Source organism: Streptomyces musisoli, assembly GCF_016741855.1.
GTDB lineage: Bacteria > Actinomycetota > Actinomycetes > Streptomycetales > Streptomycetaceae > Streptomyces > Streptomyces musisoli.
In genome coordinates, this window is record NZ_JAERRH010000017.1 from 112,935 (window position 1) to 129,107 (window position 16,173).

The window sequence follows — 16,173 nt, forward strand, 5'->3', positions numbered from 1 at the left end:
GGTCAGACCTCCTGGGGCTGTGCGGTGAACTCGGTCTCGGCCGCCGTCAGATCGAGGTACGCCTCCTCCAAGGTGGCCTCCCGGGTGGCGAGTTCCAGGACGGGGACGCCCGCCTCGGACATCAGCCGGCCGAGGTCGTCCCCGCGCGCGTGCCGCACGGTCCAGGTGCCGTCCTCGTCGCGGGAGGCGTCGTGGCCGTGCCGGGCCAGGAGGTCGGCGAGGGCGGCGGGCTCGGTGGTGCGGATGCGGACGTGGGGCTGCACGCGTGCGTGGATGAACTCCCGCACCGGTGTGTCGGCGAGCAGCCGGCCCCGGCCGAGGATCAGCAGGTGGTCGGCGAACGCAGCGGTCTCCCCCATGAGGTGGCTGGAGACCAGGACCGTGCGGCCCTCCGCGGCCAGCCGGCGCAGCAGCGCTCGGATCCAGACGATGCCCTCGGGGTCGAGGCCGTTGGCGGGTTCGTCGAGCAGGACGACCTCGGGGTCGCCGAGCAGGGCGGCGGCGATGCCGAGCCGCTGGCGCATGCCGAGGGAGTACGTCCGCACCCGGCGCCGCGCCACGGCGGTCAGGCCGGTCTCCTCCAAGGCGGCGTCGACCCGGCGGGCCGGGATGCGGTTGCTCGCGGCGAGGGCCAGCAGGTGACCGCGGGCGGTGCGGGAGCCGTGCGCGGCGCGGGCGTCGAGCAGGGCGCCCACCCGGCGCAGCGGGTCGCGGAGCCTCGGGTACGCCGTGCCGCCGATGGTGGCGGTGCCGGCGGTGGCGCGGTCGAGGCCGAGGACGAGGCGGAAGGTGGTGGACTTGCCGGCGCCGTTGGGGCCGAGGAAGCCGGTGACCCGGCCGGGCCGGACGTCGAAGGTGAGGCCGTCCACGGCCCGTCGGCCACCGTACTCCTTGGTGAGGTCTCGTACGTCGATGCTGGTCATGGCAACAGCGTGGCCGTTGGGGCGCGTTCTCTCCTCCCCCGCCGGTGGAGATCGGCTCCCCCGTGCGGGGGAGGGTCGTCGTCGGTGCCGGCTGCGACGATGAGGTCATGGCCCGCTTTCTGCGCCCGCTGCTGCGCGGGACGACGTACACGCGCCTGCTGCATCTGTGGGTGCCGATGCTGGTGGTCAGCGTCTGGCTCTACATCCTGCCCTCGACTCCCTGGGTGCCCGCGCTGTTCCTCGTCCCGATCGGTCTCCTGCCCGCGGTGCGCAGGGGCGAGGGCGTGCAGGCGCGGCTGCTGCTCACGCCCGGCGAGACGGAGCCGGGCATCTCCGAGGCCCCGTCGGCGACCTGGCGGGACCGGGTGCGCACGGTGCTCTGGCTGGAGCTGCGGATGCTGCTCGGCGGGGTGGCGATGCTCGCCACGGTGTGGCTGCCCGCCATCACCTTCGAGCTGTCCCGGTGCGCCTGGGTGGGCGTGCCGTCCGGGGTGCCGCTGCTGGACCGGCTTCCCCCGCACCGGGCCTGGGCCCTGCTGGCGCCGCTGCCGCTGCTCGCCCTGTACGGCGCGGTCGTCGGCCTCGGCGAGCTGATCACCGCCGGTGCGCGCCGGCTCCTGGGCCCGAGCGCGGCCGAGCGGCTGGCCGCGCTGGAGGAGCGTACCGAGCAGTTGCTGGAACGTACCCGGATCGCACGGGAGTTGCACGACTCCATCGGGCACGCCCTGACGGTGGCGGTGGTGCAGGCGGGCGCGGCGCGGGCGGCGGGCGATCCGGAGTTCACCGACCAAGCGCTGGACGCCATCGAGGAGACCGGCCGGGCGGCCCTGGCGGACCTGGAGCGGGTGCTGGGCGTCCTGCGGGAGTCCGGGCGGCCGGTGAGCGCGCGGCCCACGCTGGCCGACGCCGGCCGGCTGCTGGAGTCGGCGCGGGCCTCCGGCGCGAAGGTCGACGCCGAGGTGACGGGTCCGGTCGAGGCCGTGCCGGGCCCGGTGTCCCGCGAGGGCTACCGCATCCTCCAGGAGTCGCTCACCAATGTGCTGCGGCACGCCGGAGCCGTACCCGTGCGGGTCCGGGTCGCGGTCACCGGCGGCATGCTCACGCTGGACGTCCGCAACTCGCTGCCGGGGGCGACAACGGGACCCGGCCGGGGCAGCGGCCTGCGCGGCATACGGGAGCGGGCCGCGCTGCTCGGCGGCACCGCCCGGACCGGTCCGGTAGACGGCGACTGGCAGGTGCGCGCGGAGTTGCCGATCGGTTGATCTAGGCTGGCCGGATGCCGGTCACCGTACTCCTCGTCGACGACGAGCCCCTGGTCCGCGCGGGTCTGCGGGCCGTGCTGGAGGCGCAGCCCGACATCGAGGTGGTGGGCGAGGCGGCCGACGGTGCGGCGGTCATCCCGCTCGTGCGGCAACTGCGGCCGGACGTGGTCGCCATGGACGTGCGGATGCCCCTCATGGACGGCATCGAGGCCACGCGCGCGGTGCTGCGCACGGTGGCCGAGCCGCCGAAGATCCTCGTGGTGACCACCTTCGAGGACGACGAGCACGTGTACGAGGCGCTGCGCGCGGGGGCCGACGGGTTCCTGCTGAAGCGGGCCCGCCCCGCCGAGATCGTGCACGCCGTGCGGCTGGTCGCGGAGGGCGAGTCGCTGCTGTTCCCGGCCTCCGTACGGCGCCTCGCCGCCCGGTACGGCGACGGCGACCGGCCGGCGCGGGCCGTGCTGGAGCGGGCCCGGCTGACCGAGCGGGAGGCGGAGGTGCTCCGGCTGATGGCGCGGGGGCTGTCGAACGCCGAGATCGCCGGCCGGCTGATCGTCGGCGCGGAGACGGTGAAGTCGCATGTGAGTGCCGTGCTGGGCAAGCTCGGCGCGCGCGACCGCACGCAGGCGGTGATCGCGGCCTACGAGTCGGGGTTCGTGGAGCCGGGCTGACCCCGGGTCCGGCCGCGGGCGCAACCCGGAACTCGCCGGGGTGGGCCGGGCCGAGTACGATCCGGCCAACACGCCCGCGAGCTGGGAGGACGGACGGTGGGGCAGCTGACCGGCGGCGATCCCTCGCTGCTGCGGAGGATCAATTCCGCGGTGGTGCTGCATGCGCTGCGCGCCACGGACTGCGCGACACTCACCGAGATCACCCGTGTCACCGGACTGTCCCGGCCGACCGTCGAGGGCGTGGTCGAGGGGCTCATCGAGGGCGGTCTCGTGGTGGAGGCGGCGGCCGACGAGGGCGGCACGCGGCGGCAGGGGCGGCCCGCCCGGCGGTTCAGGTTCCGGGCCGAGGCGGGGCATCTGCTGGGCCTGGAGATCGGGCCGCACCGGGTCGCCGCGCTCCTGTCCGACCTCGACGGCCGTGTGCTGGGCGCCCAGGCCAAGCAGGTCGACGAGACGGCCCCGGCGGACGAGCGGCTCGACCGGCTGCGCGGTGCGGTGGCCGAACTGCTGCGCCGGGCCGGGGTCGCGCGCAGCTCGCTGCGGGCGGTGGGCGTGGGCACGCCGGGCATCGTGGAGGTGGACGGCACGGTCCGGCTGAGCACGGCCCTGCCGCAGTGGACGGGCCTGAGGCTGGGCGAGCGGCTGAGCCGTTCCTTCAAGTGTCCGGTGCTGGTGGAGAACGACGCGAACGCGGCGGCTGTCGCCGAGCACTGGAAGGGTGCGGCGACCGAGACGGACGACGTGGTGTTCGTGCTGGCCGGGCTGAGCCCGGGGGCCGGTTCACTGATCGGCGGGCGGCTGCACCGGGGCTTCGGCGGGGCGGCCGGGGAGATCGGCGCGCTGCATCTGCTGGGCCGTGGGGCGACTCCGGAGGCGCTGCTGTCCACCACCGACCAGCCGCTGCATCCGTTGGACGAGCAGGCGGTGGCCGAGGTGTTCACGCTGGCGCGGAAGGGTGACCAGCGGGCGCTGGCCGCCGTCGAGCGGTTCATCCAGCGGCTCGTGCACGATGTGGCCGCGCTGGTGCTGGCGCTCGATCCGGAACTGGTCGTGGTCGGGGGCTGGGCGGCCGGGCTGGACGGGGTGCTGGAGCCGCTGCGTCGCGAACTGGCCCGGTACTGTCTGCGTCCGCCGCAGGTGACGCTCTCCCTGCTGGGCGAGGCGGCCGTGGCCACGGGGGCGCTGCGGTTGGCTCTGGACCACGTCGAGGAGCAGTTGTTCGCGGTCGACGGCACGGTGACGCGGCGCTGAGCGGTGGCGTTGGGGGGCCGCCGAGGGTGCCGGGTTGCGGTTCTTGTTCGGGTGCGGCTCGGGGGGTGCAAGTGCCGGTTGCGGTAGTCGTTCGGGTGCGGCGCCGTAGTGGCTGGTCGCGCAGTTCCCCGCGCCCCTTGGGGAGTTGGCCCCGGACTTGGTTGTGAGCGTTCGGCCCTTGGGGAGTCGGCCTCGGCCTTGGTTGTGAGCGTCTGCACCCTCAGGAGCCGGGCCCTCGGTCGCGCGCCCCGGCTGGTTTCCGGGGCGCGGGACCTGTGGCTCAGGAGGCCTGGCGTTCCGGGTCGTGGTGTATTTCCACGCCCGCCGAGTCACCGAAGGTCAGCCGGCAGGTGTCGGCGCGGTAGGTCGCCACCGAGAGGGCCGCCGTGCGGCCCTGGGCGAAGAAGCGGGTGGTGACGACGAGAACGGGCGAGCCGGGCAGCCGGTCGAGTTCCTTGGCGTCGTCCGCACGCGCGGAGCCCAGCTCGACCGCGCGGTCCTCCCCCTCCAGCGGCAGGTGCTGCAGTTCCCGCAGCACCGCACGCGCGCGCGCCGCGCCGGACGGGGCGTCGATCGCGGTCAGGCCCGGCACCGTCGCCGCCGGGATGTAGAGCAGCTCGGTGGCGACCTGCTGGCCGTGGGACATGCGGGAGCGGCGGACCGTGTGCACGGTCTCGTCCGCCGCGGTCTCCAGGGCCGCGGCGACGGCGGCCGGCGGCGTCGCCTGCACGGCGTCGAGGGGCTGCCAGGCATCGCCGGCGGCGCCGGGCCAGGTGTGCTGTTCCGAACCGACGGCCACGCCCACGCGCGGGGGCGCGACGGTCGTGCCGACCCCGCGCCGGCGCTGGAGCCGGCCCTCCAGCTCCAGCTGTTCGAGAGCCTGGCGGAGCGTGGCACGGGCCACGCCGAAGCGTGCGGCGAGTTCACGTTCGTTGGGCAGGATCTCGCCGACCGAGAAGTCGGAGTCCAGTGCTTCGCTCAGCACGGTCTTGAGATGCCAGTACTTCGGTTCCGGTACCGAGTCCAGCTGCGTGGTCCCCACCCTGTCCTCCGCAAGAGCCGTGGTCCGGCGGTTTTTAGCGCCCTTGTTTATTAAAGGTTGTTGCACTTCTCTGCGACGATAGGGCGGCCGCCACCCTTGGTCAAGACCAATCCTCGGACCCGTGAAGGACACACGGGCGGCCCGCAGCACAGCGTTCACGAGGCGTTCGTGCGCCACGGCGTGTGTGACATCGCGGCGAAGCTCCCGTCGCCCGCAAAGCCCCGTCACCCGCCGAGCCCCCACCGCACGGCCGGTCCCCTGCCGTGCGGCGGACCGGTTCTGGCGTACGACGAAGCCCCCGTCGTGCGACGAGGGCTTCGTGAAAGGGGGCGTCGGCTCAGTCGCCGAGGTACCGGAGCTTGTCCGGGTTGCGCAGGACGTACACGGACGTGACGCGGTCGTCCGCGATGTCCAGCTGGAACAGGCTGTCGGGCTTGCCGCCGGACAGGAGCAGGATGGCGGGGCCGCCGTTGACCTCCAGGACGCGCAGGGACAGGTCCGCCGGGACCGAGCGGGCTGCGCCGACGAGGAAGCGGCCGACCTTGTCCGCGGTGTGCAGCGTGCGCACCGGCGCCTTGGCCTTGCCGCCGCTGTCGCCGACCAGGCGGACGTCCAGGGCGAGCATGGACATCAGCCCCTCCAGGTCGCCCTCGGCCACGGCGGCGAGCAGACGCTCGGTCAGCTCCCGGCGCCGGACGGGATCCACCTCGTACCGGGGCCGCCCCTCCGCCACGTGCCTGCGGGCCCGACCGGCGAGCTGCCGTACCGCCGGCTCGCCCCGGTCGAGCAGCTCGGCGATCTCGGCGTACGGGTAGCCGAACGCCTCCCTGAGCACGAAGACCGCCCGCTCCAGCGGGGACAGGGACTCCAGGACGACCAGGACGGCCAGGGAGACCGTGTCGGCGAGCACGGCCCGCTCCGCGGTGTCCGGGGCGGTGTCGGCGAACTCGGTGAGGTAAGGCTCCGGCAGCCACGGCCCGACGTACGCCTCGCCGCGCGCCTGCACCTGGCGCAGCCGGTCGATGGCCAGCCGGGTGGTGATGCGCACCAGGTAGGCACGCGGTTCGCGGACCTCCGTGCGGTCGGCGTGGTACCAGCGCAGCCATGCGTCCTGGACCACGTCCTCGGCGTCGGCGATGCGGCCGAGCATTCGGTACGCGACCCCCATGAGCAGGGAGCGGTGTTCTTCGAAGACGTCGGTGGCGGGGTCGGCGGTCACGGGTCCATCCCATCCGACACGCTTGCCGGTGTCCACTCGGAATGCCTGGTTCCGGGAGCGGTCCGGATCACAATGACCGCGGACCGCCGGTGGGCGGCGGCCGGCGACCTCGAGGTGGGCGATGCGGTACGCGGTGCTGGGCACGGGCGAGGTGGGCCGCACCCTGGCCGGCAGGCTGCTGGAGCTGGGGCACGAGGTGACCCTCGGGTCCCGCACCCGGGACAACCCGGTGGCGGTGGAGTGGGCCACGGCCGAGGCGGGCCGGGCCCACGCGGGCACGTTCGCGGAGGCGGCAGCGGCGGGCGAGGTGGTCGTGAACGCGGTGGCCGGCCGGGTGGCGCTCGACGCGCTGGAGGCGGCGGGTGCGGAGCACCTGGCGGGCAAGGTACTGGTGGACGTCTCCAATCCGCTGGCGTTCGAGGACGGGCAGCCGCTGCTGGACCCGGTCGGGTCCGACAGCGTGGGCGAGCGGATCCAGCGGGCGTTCCCGCAGGCGCGCGTGGTGAAGACGCTGAACACCGTCAACTGCCGGGTGATGGTGGATCCCCGGCGGGTGCCCGGCGAGCACCACCTGTTCGTGTGCGGGGCGGACGCCAGGGCCAAGGAGCAGGTGACGGCGCTCCTCGGGGAGTTCGGCTGGCCCGCCGGGCGGGTCCTGGACCTGGGCGGCATCGAGGCGGCGCGCGCGGTGGAGATGTACCTGCCGCTGTGGCTCACCCTGTTCGGCCGCTTCGGGGACGCGGACTTCAACATCGAGGTGCGCCGGTCGGGTTGACGGCCGTACGAGAGGCGGTACGGCGAGACCTGCGACGGGACACCGACGTGTAGTCCGACGGGACGCCGGGCGCTGGGCGGCGGAAGGTGCGGCACCAGGGCTACCGGCTGGTAGTAATTGCTGACAAGCTGTCTACGATTTCCGCCGGCAGTCCAGACCAGGAGCGCTCCATGTCCGCCACCGTCTCCTTCAAGGTCCCCACTCCCCACGGCACGGGCGACGTGAGCGTGTCCTACACGCGCGTGGGCCGTGGCGAACCACTGGTCCTGCTGCACGGCATCGGCCACCATCTCCAGGCCTGGGACCCGGTCGTGGACATCGTGGCCACCGAGCGCGAGGTGATCGCCGTCGACCTGCCGGGCTTCGGCGCGTCCCCGGGGCTGCCGGACGGCCTGGCCTACGACCTGCCCACCACGAACTCCGTGCTCGGTGCCCTGTTCGAGGCGCTGGAGCTGGACCGCCCGCATGTCGCCGGCAACTCGCTGGGCGGTCTGCTCGCGCTGGAGCTGGGCCGGGAGAAACGCGTACGGTCCGTCACCGCCTTCTCCCCCGCGGGCTTCTGGACGGAGGCCGAACGGCGCTACGCCTTCACGGTGCTGCGCACGATGCGGGGCGTCGCCCGGCGGCTGCCGGAGCCGCTGGTGCGGCAGCTGTCCCGCTCGGCGGCCGGCCGTACGGCACTGACCAGCACCATCTACGCCCGGCCCGGACGCCGTTCGCCGGACGCCGTGGTCGCCGAGACACTCGCGCTCGTCACGGCCGGCGGCTTCGAGGCGACCCTGCGGGCGGGGACCACCGTCCGGTTCACCGACGACCTGGCGGGCCTGCCGGTCACGGTGGCCTGGGGCACCCAGGACCGGCTCCTCGTGCGCCGCCAGGGCATCCGCGCCAAGCAACTCATCCCGCACGCCCGGCTGATACGGCTGCCCGGCTGCGGCCACGTCCCGATGAACGACGACCCGGCGCTGGTCGCCCGGGTGATGCTGGACGGCAGCCGCTGAGGCACCGGTCCGGCGGGCGGGGGCATACCGCCGCAACGGGCGGTTGTTCACTTGCGGTTTGCGTGCGCGCCGCGGCGCACCAGTAGGTGTGGCTCTGCACACCGGCCGGATCCCGTCCCTGGAGGCGCAGCCATGTCACACCGTCCGTTCCCCGGCCGCCGCGGAGTTCTGCGCGGCTCCCTCGCCGCGTCGGCGGCCCTGACCCTGCCCGTCGGCCTCGGCGCGGCCCCGGCGTTCGCCCGTTCCGGACGTCCCCGGGCGGACTGGGGTGTGCAGGCCGGTGACGTGACCGCCGACTCCGGCCTGGTGTGGGTGCGTTCGGACCGGCCGGCCCGGATGATCGTGGAGACGGCCGCCACCGAGTCGTTCCGCAACCCGCGCCGATGGCACGGACCGCTGCTGGGCGCCGGCACGGACTTCACCGGCACCACCCGGCTGCACGGCCTGCCGGCCGGCGAGCAGATCCACTACCGCGTCCTGCTCGCCGACCCGGACGACCCGCGGCGCACCGGTGAGCCCGTGACCGGCACCTTCCGCACCGCGCCCGGGCGCCGCCGGGACGGCGTGCGCTTCCTGTGGTCGGGCGACCTGGCCGGCCAGGGCTGGGGCATCAACCCCGACGTCGGCGGCTACCGCATCTACGACGCCATGGCGAAGCTGGACCCGGACTTCTTCCTGTGCAGCGGCGACAACATCTACGCCGACGGCCCCATCACCGCCACCCAGGCGCTGCCCGACGGCACGACCTGGCGGAACATCACCACCGAGGAGAAGTCGAAGGTCGCCGAGACCCTCGCCGAGTACCGGGGCAACTTCCGCTACAACCTGCTCGACGAGAACCTGCGCCGGTTCAACGCCCAGGTGCCCTCGATCGTCCAGTGGGACGACCACGAGGTGCGCAACAACTGGTACCCGGGCGAGACCGTCGCCGCCTCCGACACCCGTTACACCGAGAAGAGCATCGACGTCCTCGCCGCGCGCGCCCGGCGGGCGTTCGGCGAGTACTTCCCCCTCTCCACACTGCGCCCCGGCGCGCGGGAGGGCCGTGTGTACCGGGTGCTGCGCCAGGGCCCGCTGCTGGACGTGTTCGTGCTCGACATGCGGACGTACCGCAACGCCAACTCGGCCGACGACCGGACGAGCGACCCGCAGGGCATCCTCGGGCGGGAGCAGCTGGAGTGGCTCAAGCGGGAGCTGGCCCGGTCGCGTGCGGTGTGGAAGGTGATCGCCGCCGACATGCCGCTCGGTCTCGTCGTACCGGACGCGACGGAGGGCAAGCCGAACTTCGAGGCCGTGGCCCAGGGCGACCCCGGCGCGCCGCTCGGCCGTGAGCTGCAGATCGCCGAGCTGCTGCGGTTCGTCAAGCACCGGCGGATCACCGGCACGCTGTGGCTCACGGCGGACGTGCACCACACCTCGGCCCAGCACTACCAGCCGTCCCGGGCCGCCTTCACCGACTTCGAGCCGTTCTGGGAGTTCGTCTCCGGGCCGCTCAACGCCGGCGCCTTCCCGGCCGGCGCGCTGGACGACACCTTCGGCCCGGAGCGGGTGTTCGTGAAGGCGCCGACCGCGTCCAACGTCTCGCCCGCGGGCGGTTACCAGTTCTTCGGCGAGGTCGACATCGACGGGGACAGCGGCGAGCTGACGGTACGGCTGCGCGAGCTGGACGGCACGGTCCTGTTCACGCGGACGCTGCGACCGGGCCGGGTGGGTCAGTAGGGGACAACCGGCCGGCCGGTCTGCCATGGAAAGCCCAACAAATGGGACGGAGCATGCTTTACCTATCGGTCACAAGCAGTTCGTGATCACGCAACACCGTTCCTTCACAGTGGCTGTATGACTCCGAACATTCCTCATGTGACCCGGGCGAAGCACGGGCGGCCCGTGCACCACTGGCGGCGGGACGTCGTCGAGCTCGCCGCGCTCTTCACGGCCGTGGCCGTCGCCGACGCGGTGGCGAACCTGGTCGGGCACGGGCCGGACGGCCCGGCCCTGCTGGTGATCTCGGCGATGGCGCTGGCCGCGACGGCCGCCTTCCACGTGTGGTGGTCACGCCGCCACGGACACGCCCCGCCGGCGATCGATACCGGTGCCCGGCCGACCGCCGAACCGCGGCCGGCCGGGCCGTCCGAGCAGTCCTCCGCCGACGCGGTCGCCGGCGCGCTGTGGCGGATGCGGACGACGGTGAAGGACGAGCCGGGCTCCCTGGCCGCCCTGTGCGCCGCGCTCGCCGGGCGTCGGGTGGACATCCTGAGCCTTCAGGCGCACCCGCTGGCCGACGGTGCGGTGGACGAGTTCCTGCTGCGGGCACCGGGCACGCTGACGGCGGCCGAGATCACCCGGGCGGTCGCGCTGGCCGGGGGCAGGTCCACGTGGATCGAGCGGGCCGACGCCCACGACCTGGTCGACGCGCCCACCCGGGTGCTCGGTCTGGCGGCGCGCACCGCCCTGGACACCGCGGAACTGCCGCTGGCGCTGCGCCAGTTGCTGGGCCGCTGCACGATCCGTTCGCTGCCCGGCACGCCGGCCGGCGGGGGCCCGGGTCCGCGGCCGGTGCCGGTCGAGGGTGTCCTGGAGGACACCGTGATGCGGCTGCCGGCGCCGGAGGGCGGTGTCCTCACCGTGGAGCGGCCGTACCTGCCGTTCACCCCGACCGAGTTCGCCCGGGCGCGGGCGCTGGTGGAGCTGGACAGCCGGCTCGGGCCGCGCATCCCCGGCGGACAGGACGTACTGACCCTGCCCGGGGGCAACGACATCACCGTGCGCCGGGTCGACACCGGGGATCTGACCGCGGCCCGGGCGATGCACGAACGGTGCTCGCCGCACACCCTCGCACTGCGCTACCACGGCCCGGTCGGCGACGCGGACCGCTATCTGAACCACCTGCTCAGCCCCCGCTTCGGCCGGACGCTGGCCGCGCAGACCGCCTCCGGCCGGATCGTCGGCCTCGGGCATCTGCTGTGGGACGGCGACGAGACGGAGGTCGCGCTGCTGGTCGAGGACGACTGGCAGCAGCGGGGCATCGGCGGTGAACTGCTCGGCCGGCTGGTGGCGATGGCGGTGGAGGCGGGCTGCGAGAGCGTGTACGCCGTGACCAAGGCGTCCAACACCGGCATGGTCGCCGCGATGCGCGGCCTCGGGCTGCCGCTGGACTACCAGATCGAGGAGGGGACGCTGGTCATCACGGCCCGGCTGGACTCCGTGCCGGAGGCGGCCCGGCCCCTGCACGACATCGGCCGCCACCCGCTCGGCGACCCCGCCCGCCGCGACTGACCCGGCACCCCCACCACTGCGGTCCGCCCCGCTTCCCCGACACCGGCACCGCCCACGGCCGCCCAGGTCCCCGGCGGCGACGGTGCCCCGCCACGGGGGGCCGGGGGGTGTCCGGGCGGTGTCCGGCGGTGCCGACCCGCGCTCGGCCCACCGCCGGACACCACCGCGACCCGGCTCCCCGACACCGGCCCGCCGGACACCACCGCGACCGCCCATCGGACCCGGCCGCCGGACACCACCGCGACCGCCCACCGGCCCCCGACCGCCGGACACCACCGCGGCCACCCACCGGCACCCGGCCGCCGGACACCACCGCGGCCACCCACCGGCCCCTGGCCGCCGGACACCACCGCGACCGCCCACCGGCCCCCGACCGCCGGACACCACCGCGGCCACCCCCCGGCACCCGGCCGCCGGGCGCCACCGCGGTCCTTCTCTCAGTGCACAGCCTCCCGCAGCGGGACCGGTGTCGGAATGGGCTCTCCCAGGGCCTGGTCCAGGTCGGCCCAGAGGTCGTCCACGTCCTCCAGGCCCACCGACAGGCGCAGCAACCGGTCGCTCACGCCCGCCCCGCGCCGGTCCTCGGCCTCCACGATGCGGTGGCTGATGGACGCGGGATGCTGGATGAGCGTGTCGACGCTGCCCAGGCTCACCGCGGGGGTGACGAGCCGGACCCGGGAGATCAGCTCGTGCGGGTCGCCGTGCACCTCGAAGGCGATCATCGCGCCGCCGAGCCGCGGATAGCGCACCCGGGCCACGCGCGGATCGGCGGCCAGCCGGCGGGCCAGCTCCGCGGCGTTCGCGGAGGCGGCCCGCACCCGCACCGGCAGCGTGGCGAGCCCGCGCAGCAGCAGGTAACCGGCCAGCGGATGCAGCACCCCGCCGGTGGCGAACCGTATCTGCCGCAGCCGGCCGGCGAACTCCTCGTCGCAGGCGACCACCCCGGCCAGTACATCGCCGTGCCCGCCGAGGTACTTGGTGGCGCTGTGCAGCACCAGCCGGGCACCCTGCTCGGCCGGCCGCTGGAGCACGGGCGTGGCGAAGGTGTTGTCGGCGAGCAGCGGGACCGACCCGCAGGCGTGGGCGATGGCCCGCAGGTCGAGTTCGGCGAGGGTCGGGTTGGCCGGGGTCTCGACCATCACCAGGCCGGTGTCCGGGCGCAGCGCGTCGCGGATGCCGGCCGGGTCGGTCCAGGTGACCTCCGTGCCGAGCAGCCCCGCGGTCAGCAGATGGTCGCTGCATCCGTACAGGGGCCGTACGGCGACGACGTGGCGCAGGCCCATGGCGGCCCGGGCGAGCAGGACGGCGCTGAGCGCGGCCATGCCGCTGGCGAAGGCGACCGCGGACTCGGTGCCCTCCAGGCGGGCCAGGGCGGTCTCGAAGCGGGCCACGGTCGGGTTGCCCAGACGGCCGTAGATCGGCGGCCCGGCCGGGTCCGCGCCGTCGGTGGCGAAGGCGTCGATACGCGCGGCCTCGGCCCTGCTGTCGTACGAGGGGTACGTGGTGGACAGGTCGATCGGCGGGGCGTGCAGGCCCTGGCGGGCGAGGTCGTCGCGGCCGGCGTGCACGGCCTCGGTGGCCAGGGCTCTCGATGCGGCGCGTACGTCGTCGTAGGCGCCGGTGCTCGCTGTGTCCATGGCCGGAAGGGTGAACATCGAACGGTTCCTGAGAATCGAACACCGTGCTACGTTCGGCCAATGGCCGAATCTGTCGTACTGGATCCGGTGGATCTCCATCTGCTGCGGCTGCTGCAGAACGACGCCCGGACCACCTACCGTGACCTCGCCGCCCAGGTCGGCGTGGCACCGTCGACCTGTCTGGACCGGGTGACCCGGCTGCGCCGCTCCGGCGTGATCCTCGGCCACCGGCTCCAGCTGGATCCGGCCAGGCTCGGACGTGGTCTGCAGGCGCTGCTGTCGGTGCAGGTGCGACCGCACCGCAGGGAGCTGGTGGGACCCTTCGTGGAGCGGATCCGGGCCCTGCCGGAGGCGCGGACGGTGTTCCACCTGACCGGGCCCGACGACTACCTGGTGCACGTGGCCGTCGCGGACATGGCCGATCTCCAGCGGCTGGTACTGGACGAGTTCACGGCGCGGCGGGAGGTGGCCCGGGTGGAGACCCGGTTGATCTTCCAGCAGTGGGAGTGCGGGCCGCTGCTGCCGCCCGGCCACGCCCAGAGCTGAATCCGCCGATACGTGGGTGACGCGGAGATCCTCCTCGTACGAGGATGGTCCGCATGTCTGAGACCCGGATCCTTCTGCCCCGGCAGGTCGCCGACGCATATGTGGACGACCTCATCGCCCTCGACCCCATCACCGGTACGTATCTCGGCGTGAAGGAGAGTTCGAGCAGGCTGCCCGACTACTCGCCCGCGGGCGCGGAGGCGCAGGCGGAGCTGGCGCGGGCCACGCTCGCGAAGCTGGACGAGGCGGAGCGCCGGCCCGGTGCGGACAGCGACGTGGAGCGGCGCTGCGGACGGCTGCTGCGGGAGCGGCTGACCGCCGAACTCGCCGTCCACGACACCGAGGAGCACCTGCGCCGGGTCGGCAACATGGACACGCCGGGCCACGCGGTGCGGGACGTCTTCACGGTCACCCCGGCGGACACGGAGGAGGACTGGGCGGCGATCGCCGAGCGGCTGCGCGCCGTGCCGGGCGCCCTCGCCGGCTACCGCGCCTCGCTCGAACTCGGCCTGGAGCGCAAGCTGTTCGCGGCCCCAAGGCCCACCGCCACGTACATCGGCCAGCTCACCGAGTGGACGGACACGGACGGCAAGGGCCGCGGCTGGTACGAGGACTTCGCCGCCGCGGGACCGCAGGCGCTGCGCGCCGAGCTGGACGAGGCGGCGCGGTCGGCCACCGGGGCCCTGGTGGAGCTGCGGGACTGGCTGCGGGACGTGTACGCACCGGCGATCGAGGGCACCCCGAACGTGGTCGGCCGCGAGCGGTACGCGCGCTGGTCCCGCTACTTCAACGGCACCGACCTCGACCTGGACGAGGCGTACGCCTACGGCTGGGCGGAGTTCCACCGCATCCTCGGCGAGATGAAGCAGGAGGCGGAGAAGATCCTGCCCGGCGCCGGGACGCCGTGGGTGGCGCTCGCACACCTGGACGAGCACGGCCGGCACATCGAGGGCGTGGACGAGGTCCGCGAGTGGCTCCAGGGCCTGATGGACAAGGCCATCGGGGAGCTGGACGGCACGCACTTCGAACTCGCCGAGCGGGTGCGGCGGGTGGAGTCGCGCATCGCCCCGCCCGGCGGCGCGGCGGCCCCCTACTACACGGCCCCGTCGGAGGACTTCTCCCGGCCCGGCCGCACCTGGCTGCCCACCATGGGCCTGAACCGCTTCCCGGTCTACGACCTCGTGTCGACCTGGTACCACGAGGGGGTGCCCGGCCACCACCTTCAGCTCGCGCAGTGGGCGCACGTCGCCGAGAGCCTCTCCCGCTACCAGGCCACCATCGGCATCGTCAGCGCCAACGCGGAGGGCTGGGCGCTGTACGCGGAGCGGCTGATGGACGAGCTGGGCTACCTCACCGACCCGGAGGAGCGGCTCGGCTACCTGGACGCGCAGATGATGCGGGCGGCCCGGGTGATCGTGGACATCGGCATGCACCTGGAGCTGGAGATTCCCGCCGACTCGCCGTTCCACCCCGGTGAGCGGTGGACGCCGGAACTGGCGCAGGAGTTCTTCGGTGCGCACAGCAGCCGGCCGGCGGACTTCGTGGAGAGCGAGCTGACCCGGTACCTGACGATCCCGGGCCAGGCGATCGGCTACAAGCTCGGTGAGCGGGCGTGGCTGCTCGGCCGGGACAAGGCACGCGAGCTGCACGGCGACGCCTTCGACCTGAAGGCGTGGCACATGGCGGCGCTGTCACAGGGTTCGCTTGGCCTGGACGACCTGGTGGACGAGCTGTCCCGGCTCTGACCTCCGGTCCGGAGACCGGCGACCGGCCCGCGATCGACGTACCTCTGGGCCGGACGGCGGTCTCCGGGTGGCGCAGGCGGTGCCCGGGCGGCTAGCTGGTGCCCGGGGACCGATGCGGAGAGGCGGGCCGGGCATGCGCGAGACGGGGCCGGGACGGGAGCCACTGCGGACACCGCGCGCCGCGGGGCTCGCCGGGGTCTTGTTCGCGCTGCTCCTGGCGGCGGCGATCGTCCTGGTCAGGCTGGGAATCCCGGAAGGGGCCGACGCGGCCGACGTCCAGGCCTTCCCCGACTCCGGGCGGCGCACCGCGCTGCGGACGGCCCTCGCGCTCGTGCCGTTCGCCGGCATCTTCTTCCTGTGGTTCGTCGGCGCGGTACGCGCGCACGTCGGCACGGTCGAGGACAAGTTCGTCGCCACCGTCTTCCTGGGCAGCGGGCTGGTCTTCACCGCCATGATGTTCGCCGCCGCCGCGACGGCGAGTGCCGTGCTCGTGGTGCCCGGGCCCGCCGGCGGGCAGTCGCAGCCCGTCCTGTGGGACTTCGGCCGGCACCTCGCGTACGCGCTGATGACGGAGTACGGGATGCGGATGGCGGCCGTCTTCGTGTCCTCCATGTCGGTCATCGGCCACCGCCTCGGCGTCCTGCCGCGCCGGCTCACGGTCCTCGGCTTCCTCTCCGCTCTGGTGCTGCTCTTCGGCTCGTCGAACGTCCCCTGGGTGGAACTCGTCTTCCCCGCGTGGTCGCTGCTGCTCAGCCTGCACATCCTCGCGGTGAACCGCCACAACCGCCCCCGGCCGGCGACGGCCGGATGACACCCGCCCACACCGGC

General features: G+C 74.0%; 14 protein-coding genes. 10 read left to right on the plus strand and 4 right to left on the minus strand.

Translation table 11 applies throughout. The features are described from left to right. Positions 1 to 2: 2 nt before the first annotated feature. A complete protein-coding gene (locus tag JK361_RS31865) occupies positions 3 to 923 on the minus strand; it encodes an ATP-binding cassette domain-containing protein (protein WP_201824961.1) in 921 nt (306 codons plus the stop codon). A 107-nt stretch (positions 924 to 1,030) separates the two neighbouring features. Here JK361_RS31865 and JK361_RS31870 point away from each other — a divergent pair, with 107 nt between their 5' ends. The 3 genes from JK361_RS31870 (at position 1,031) to JK361_RS31880 (ending at position 4,107) form a co-directional block, all read left to right on the plus strand. Continuing rightward, positions 1,031 to 2,185, plus strand: a complete 1,155-nt coding sequence (locus JK361_RS31870; protein WP_201824963.1) for a sensor histidine kinase — start codon at positions 1,031 to 1,033, stop codon at positions 2,183 to 2,185. Positions 2,186 to 2,199: 14 nt separating this feature from the next. Continuing rightward, on the plus strand, positions 2,200 to 2,856 hold the full coding sequence (locus tag JK361_RS31875) for a response regulator (protein ID WP_201824965.1): 657 nt from the start codon (positions 2,200 to 2,202) through the stop codon (positions 2,854 to 2,856). Positions 2,857 to 2,952: 96 nt separating this feature from the next. Further along, on the plus strand, positions 2,953 to 4,107 hold the full coding sequence (locus JK361_RS31880; protein ID WP_201824967.1) for an ROK family transcriptional regulator: 1,155 nt from the start codon (positions 2,953 to 2,955) through the stop codon (positions 4,105 to 4,107). Positions 4,108 to 4,387: 280 nt separating this feature from the next. Here the strand turns inward: JK361_RS31880 and JK361_RS31885 are convergent, their stop codons facing one another. Together JK361_RS31885 and JK361_RS31890 are read right to left on the minus strand one after the other, a co-directional pair. Further along, complete coding sequence (locus JK361_RS31885) at positions 4,388 to 5,149, minus strand: GntR family transcriptional regulator (RefSeq protein ID WP_201824969.1); 762 nt, start codon at positions 5,147 to 5,149, stop codon at positions 4,388 to 4,390. Positions 5,150 to 5,486: 337 nt separating this feature from the next. Then, positions 5,487 to 6,368 carry an RNA polymerase sigma-70 factor gene (locus tag JK361_RS31890; RefSeq protein ID WP_201824972.1) on the minus strand — a complete coding sequence of 294 codons (882 nt, stop codon included), beginning with the start codon at positions 6,366 to 6,368 and terminating at the stop codon, positions 5,487 to 5,489. 121 nt (positions 6,369 to 6,489) lie between these two features. Between JK361_RS31890 and JK361_RS31895 the strand changes: the two genes are divergently transcribed. The 4 genes from JK361_RS31895 (at position 6,490) to JK361_RS31910 (ending at position 11,417) form a co-directional block, all read left to right on the plus strand. Continuing rightward, positions 6,490 to 7,143 carry an NADPH-dependent F420 reductase gene (locus JK361_RS31895; RefSeq protein ID WP_201824974.1) on the plus strand — a complete coding sequence of 218 codons (654 nt, stop codon included), beginning with the start codon at positions 6,490 to 6,492 and terminating at the stop codon, positions 7,141 to 7,143. 170 nt (positions 7,144 to 7,313) lie between these two features. Next, complete coding sequence (locus tag JK361_RS31900; RefSeq protein WP_201824976.1) at positions 7,314 to 8,144, plus strand: alpha/beta fold hydrolase; 831 nt, start codon at positions 7,314 to 7,316, stop codon at positions 8,142 to 8,144. A gap of 132 nt (positions 8,145 to 8,276) precedes the next feature. Beyond that, on the plus strand, positions 8,277 to 9,863 hold the full coding sequence (locus tag JK361_RS31905) for an alkaline phosphatase D family protein (protein ID WP_201824978.1): 1,587 nt from the start codon (positions 8,277 to 8,279) through the stop codon (positions 9,861 to 9,863). A 117-nt stretch (positions 9,864 to 9,980) separates the two neighbouring features. After that, on the plus strand, positions 9,981 to 11,417 hold the full coding sequence (locus JK361_RS31910; protein WP_201824979.1) for a GNAT family N-acetyltransferase: 1,437 nt from the start codon (positions 9,981 to 9,983) through the stop codon (positions 11,415 to 11,417). A gap of 437 nt (positions 11,418 to 11,854) precedes the next feature. Here the strand turns inward: JK361_RS31910 and JK361_RS31915 are convergent, their stop codons facing one another. Then, on the minus strand, positions 11,855 to 13,054 hold the full coding sequence (locus JK361_RS31915) for a trans-sulfuration enzyme family protein (RefSeq protein WP_201824981.1): 1,200 nt from the start codon (positions 13,052 to 13,054) through the stop codon (positions 11,855 to 11,857). Between the two features lie 60 nt (positions 13,055 to 13,114). Between JK361_RS31915 and JK361_RS31920 the strand changes: the two genes are divergently transcribed. The 3 genes from JK361_RS31920 (at position 13,115) to JK361_RS31930 (ending at position 16,156) form a co-directional block, all read left to right on the plus strand. After that, positions 13,115 to 13,600, plus strand: a complete 486-nt coding sequence (locus JK361_RS31920; RefSeq protein WP_201824982.1) for an Lrp/AsnC family transcriptional regulator — start codon at positions 13,115 to 13,117, stop codon at positions 13,598 to 13,600. Between the two features lie 53 nt (positions 13,601 to 13,653). Then, positions 13,654 to 15,345, plus strand: coding sequence for a DUF885 domain-containing protein (locus JK361_RS31925; RefSeq protein WP_201824983.1), 1,692 nt, complete (start codon positions 13,654 to 13,656; stop codon positions 15,343 to 15,345). A gap of 133 nt (positions 15,346 to 15,478) precedes the next feature. Then, on the plus strand, positions 15,479 to 16,156 hold the full coding sequence (locus JK361_RS31930) for a hypothetical protein (RefSeq protein ID WP_201824984.1): 678 nt from the start codon (positions 15,479 to 15,481) through the stop codon (positions 16,154 to 16,156). Positions 16,157 to 16,173: the final 17 nt, after the last annotated feature.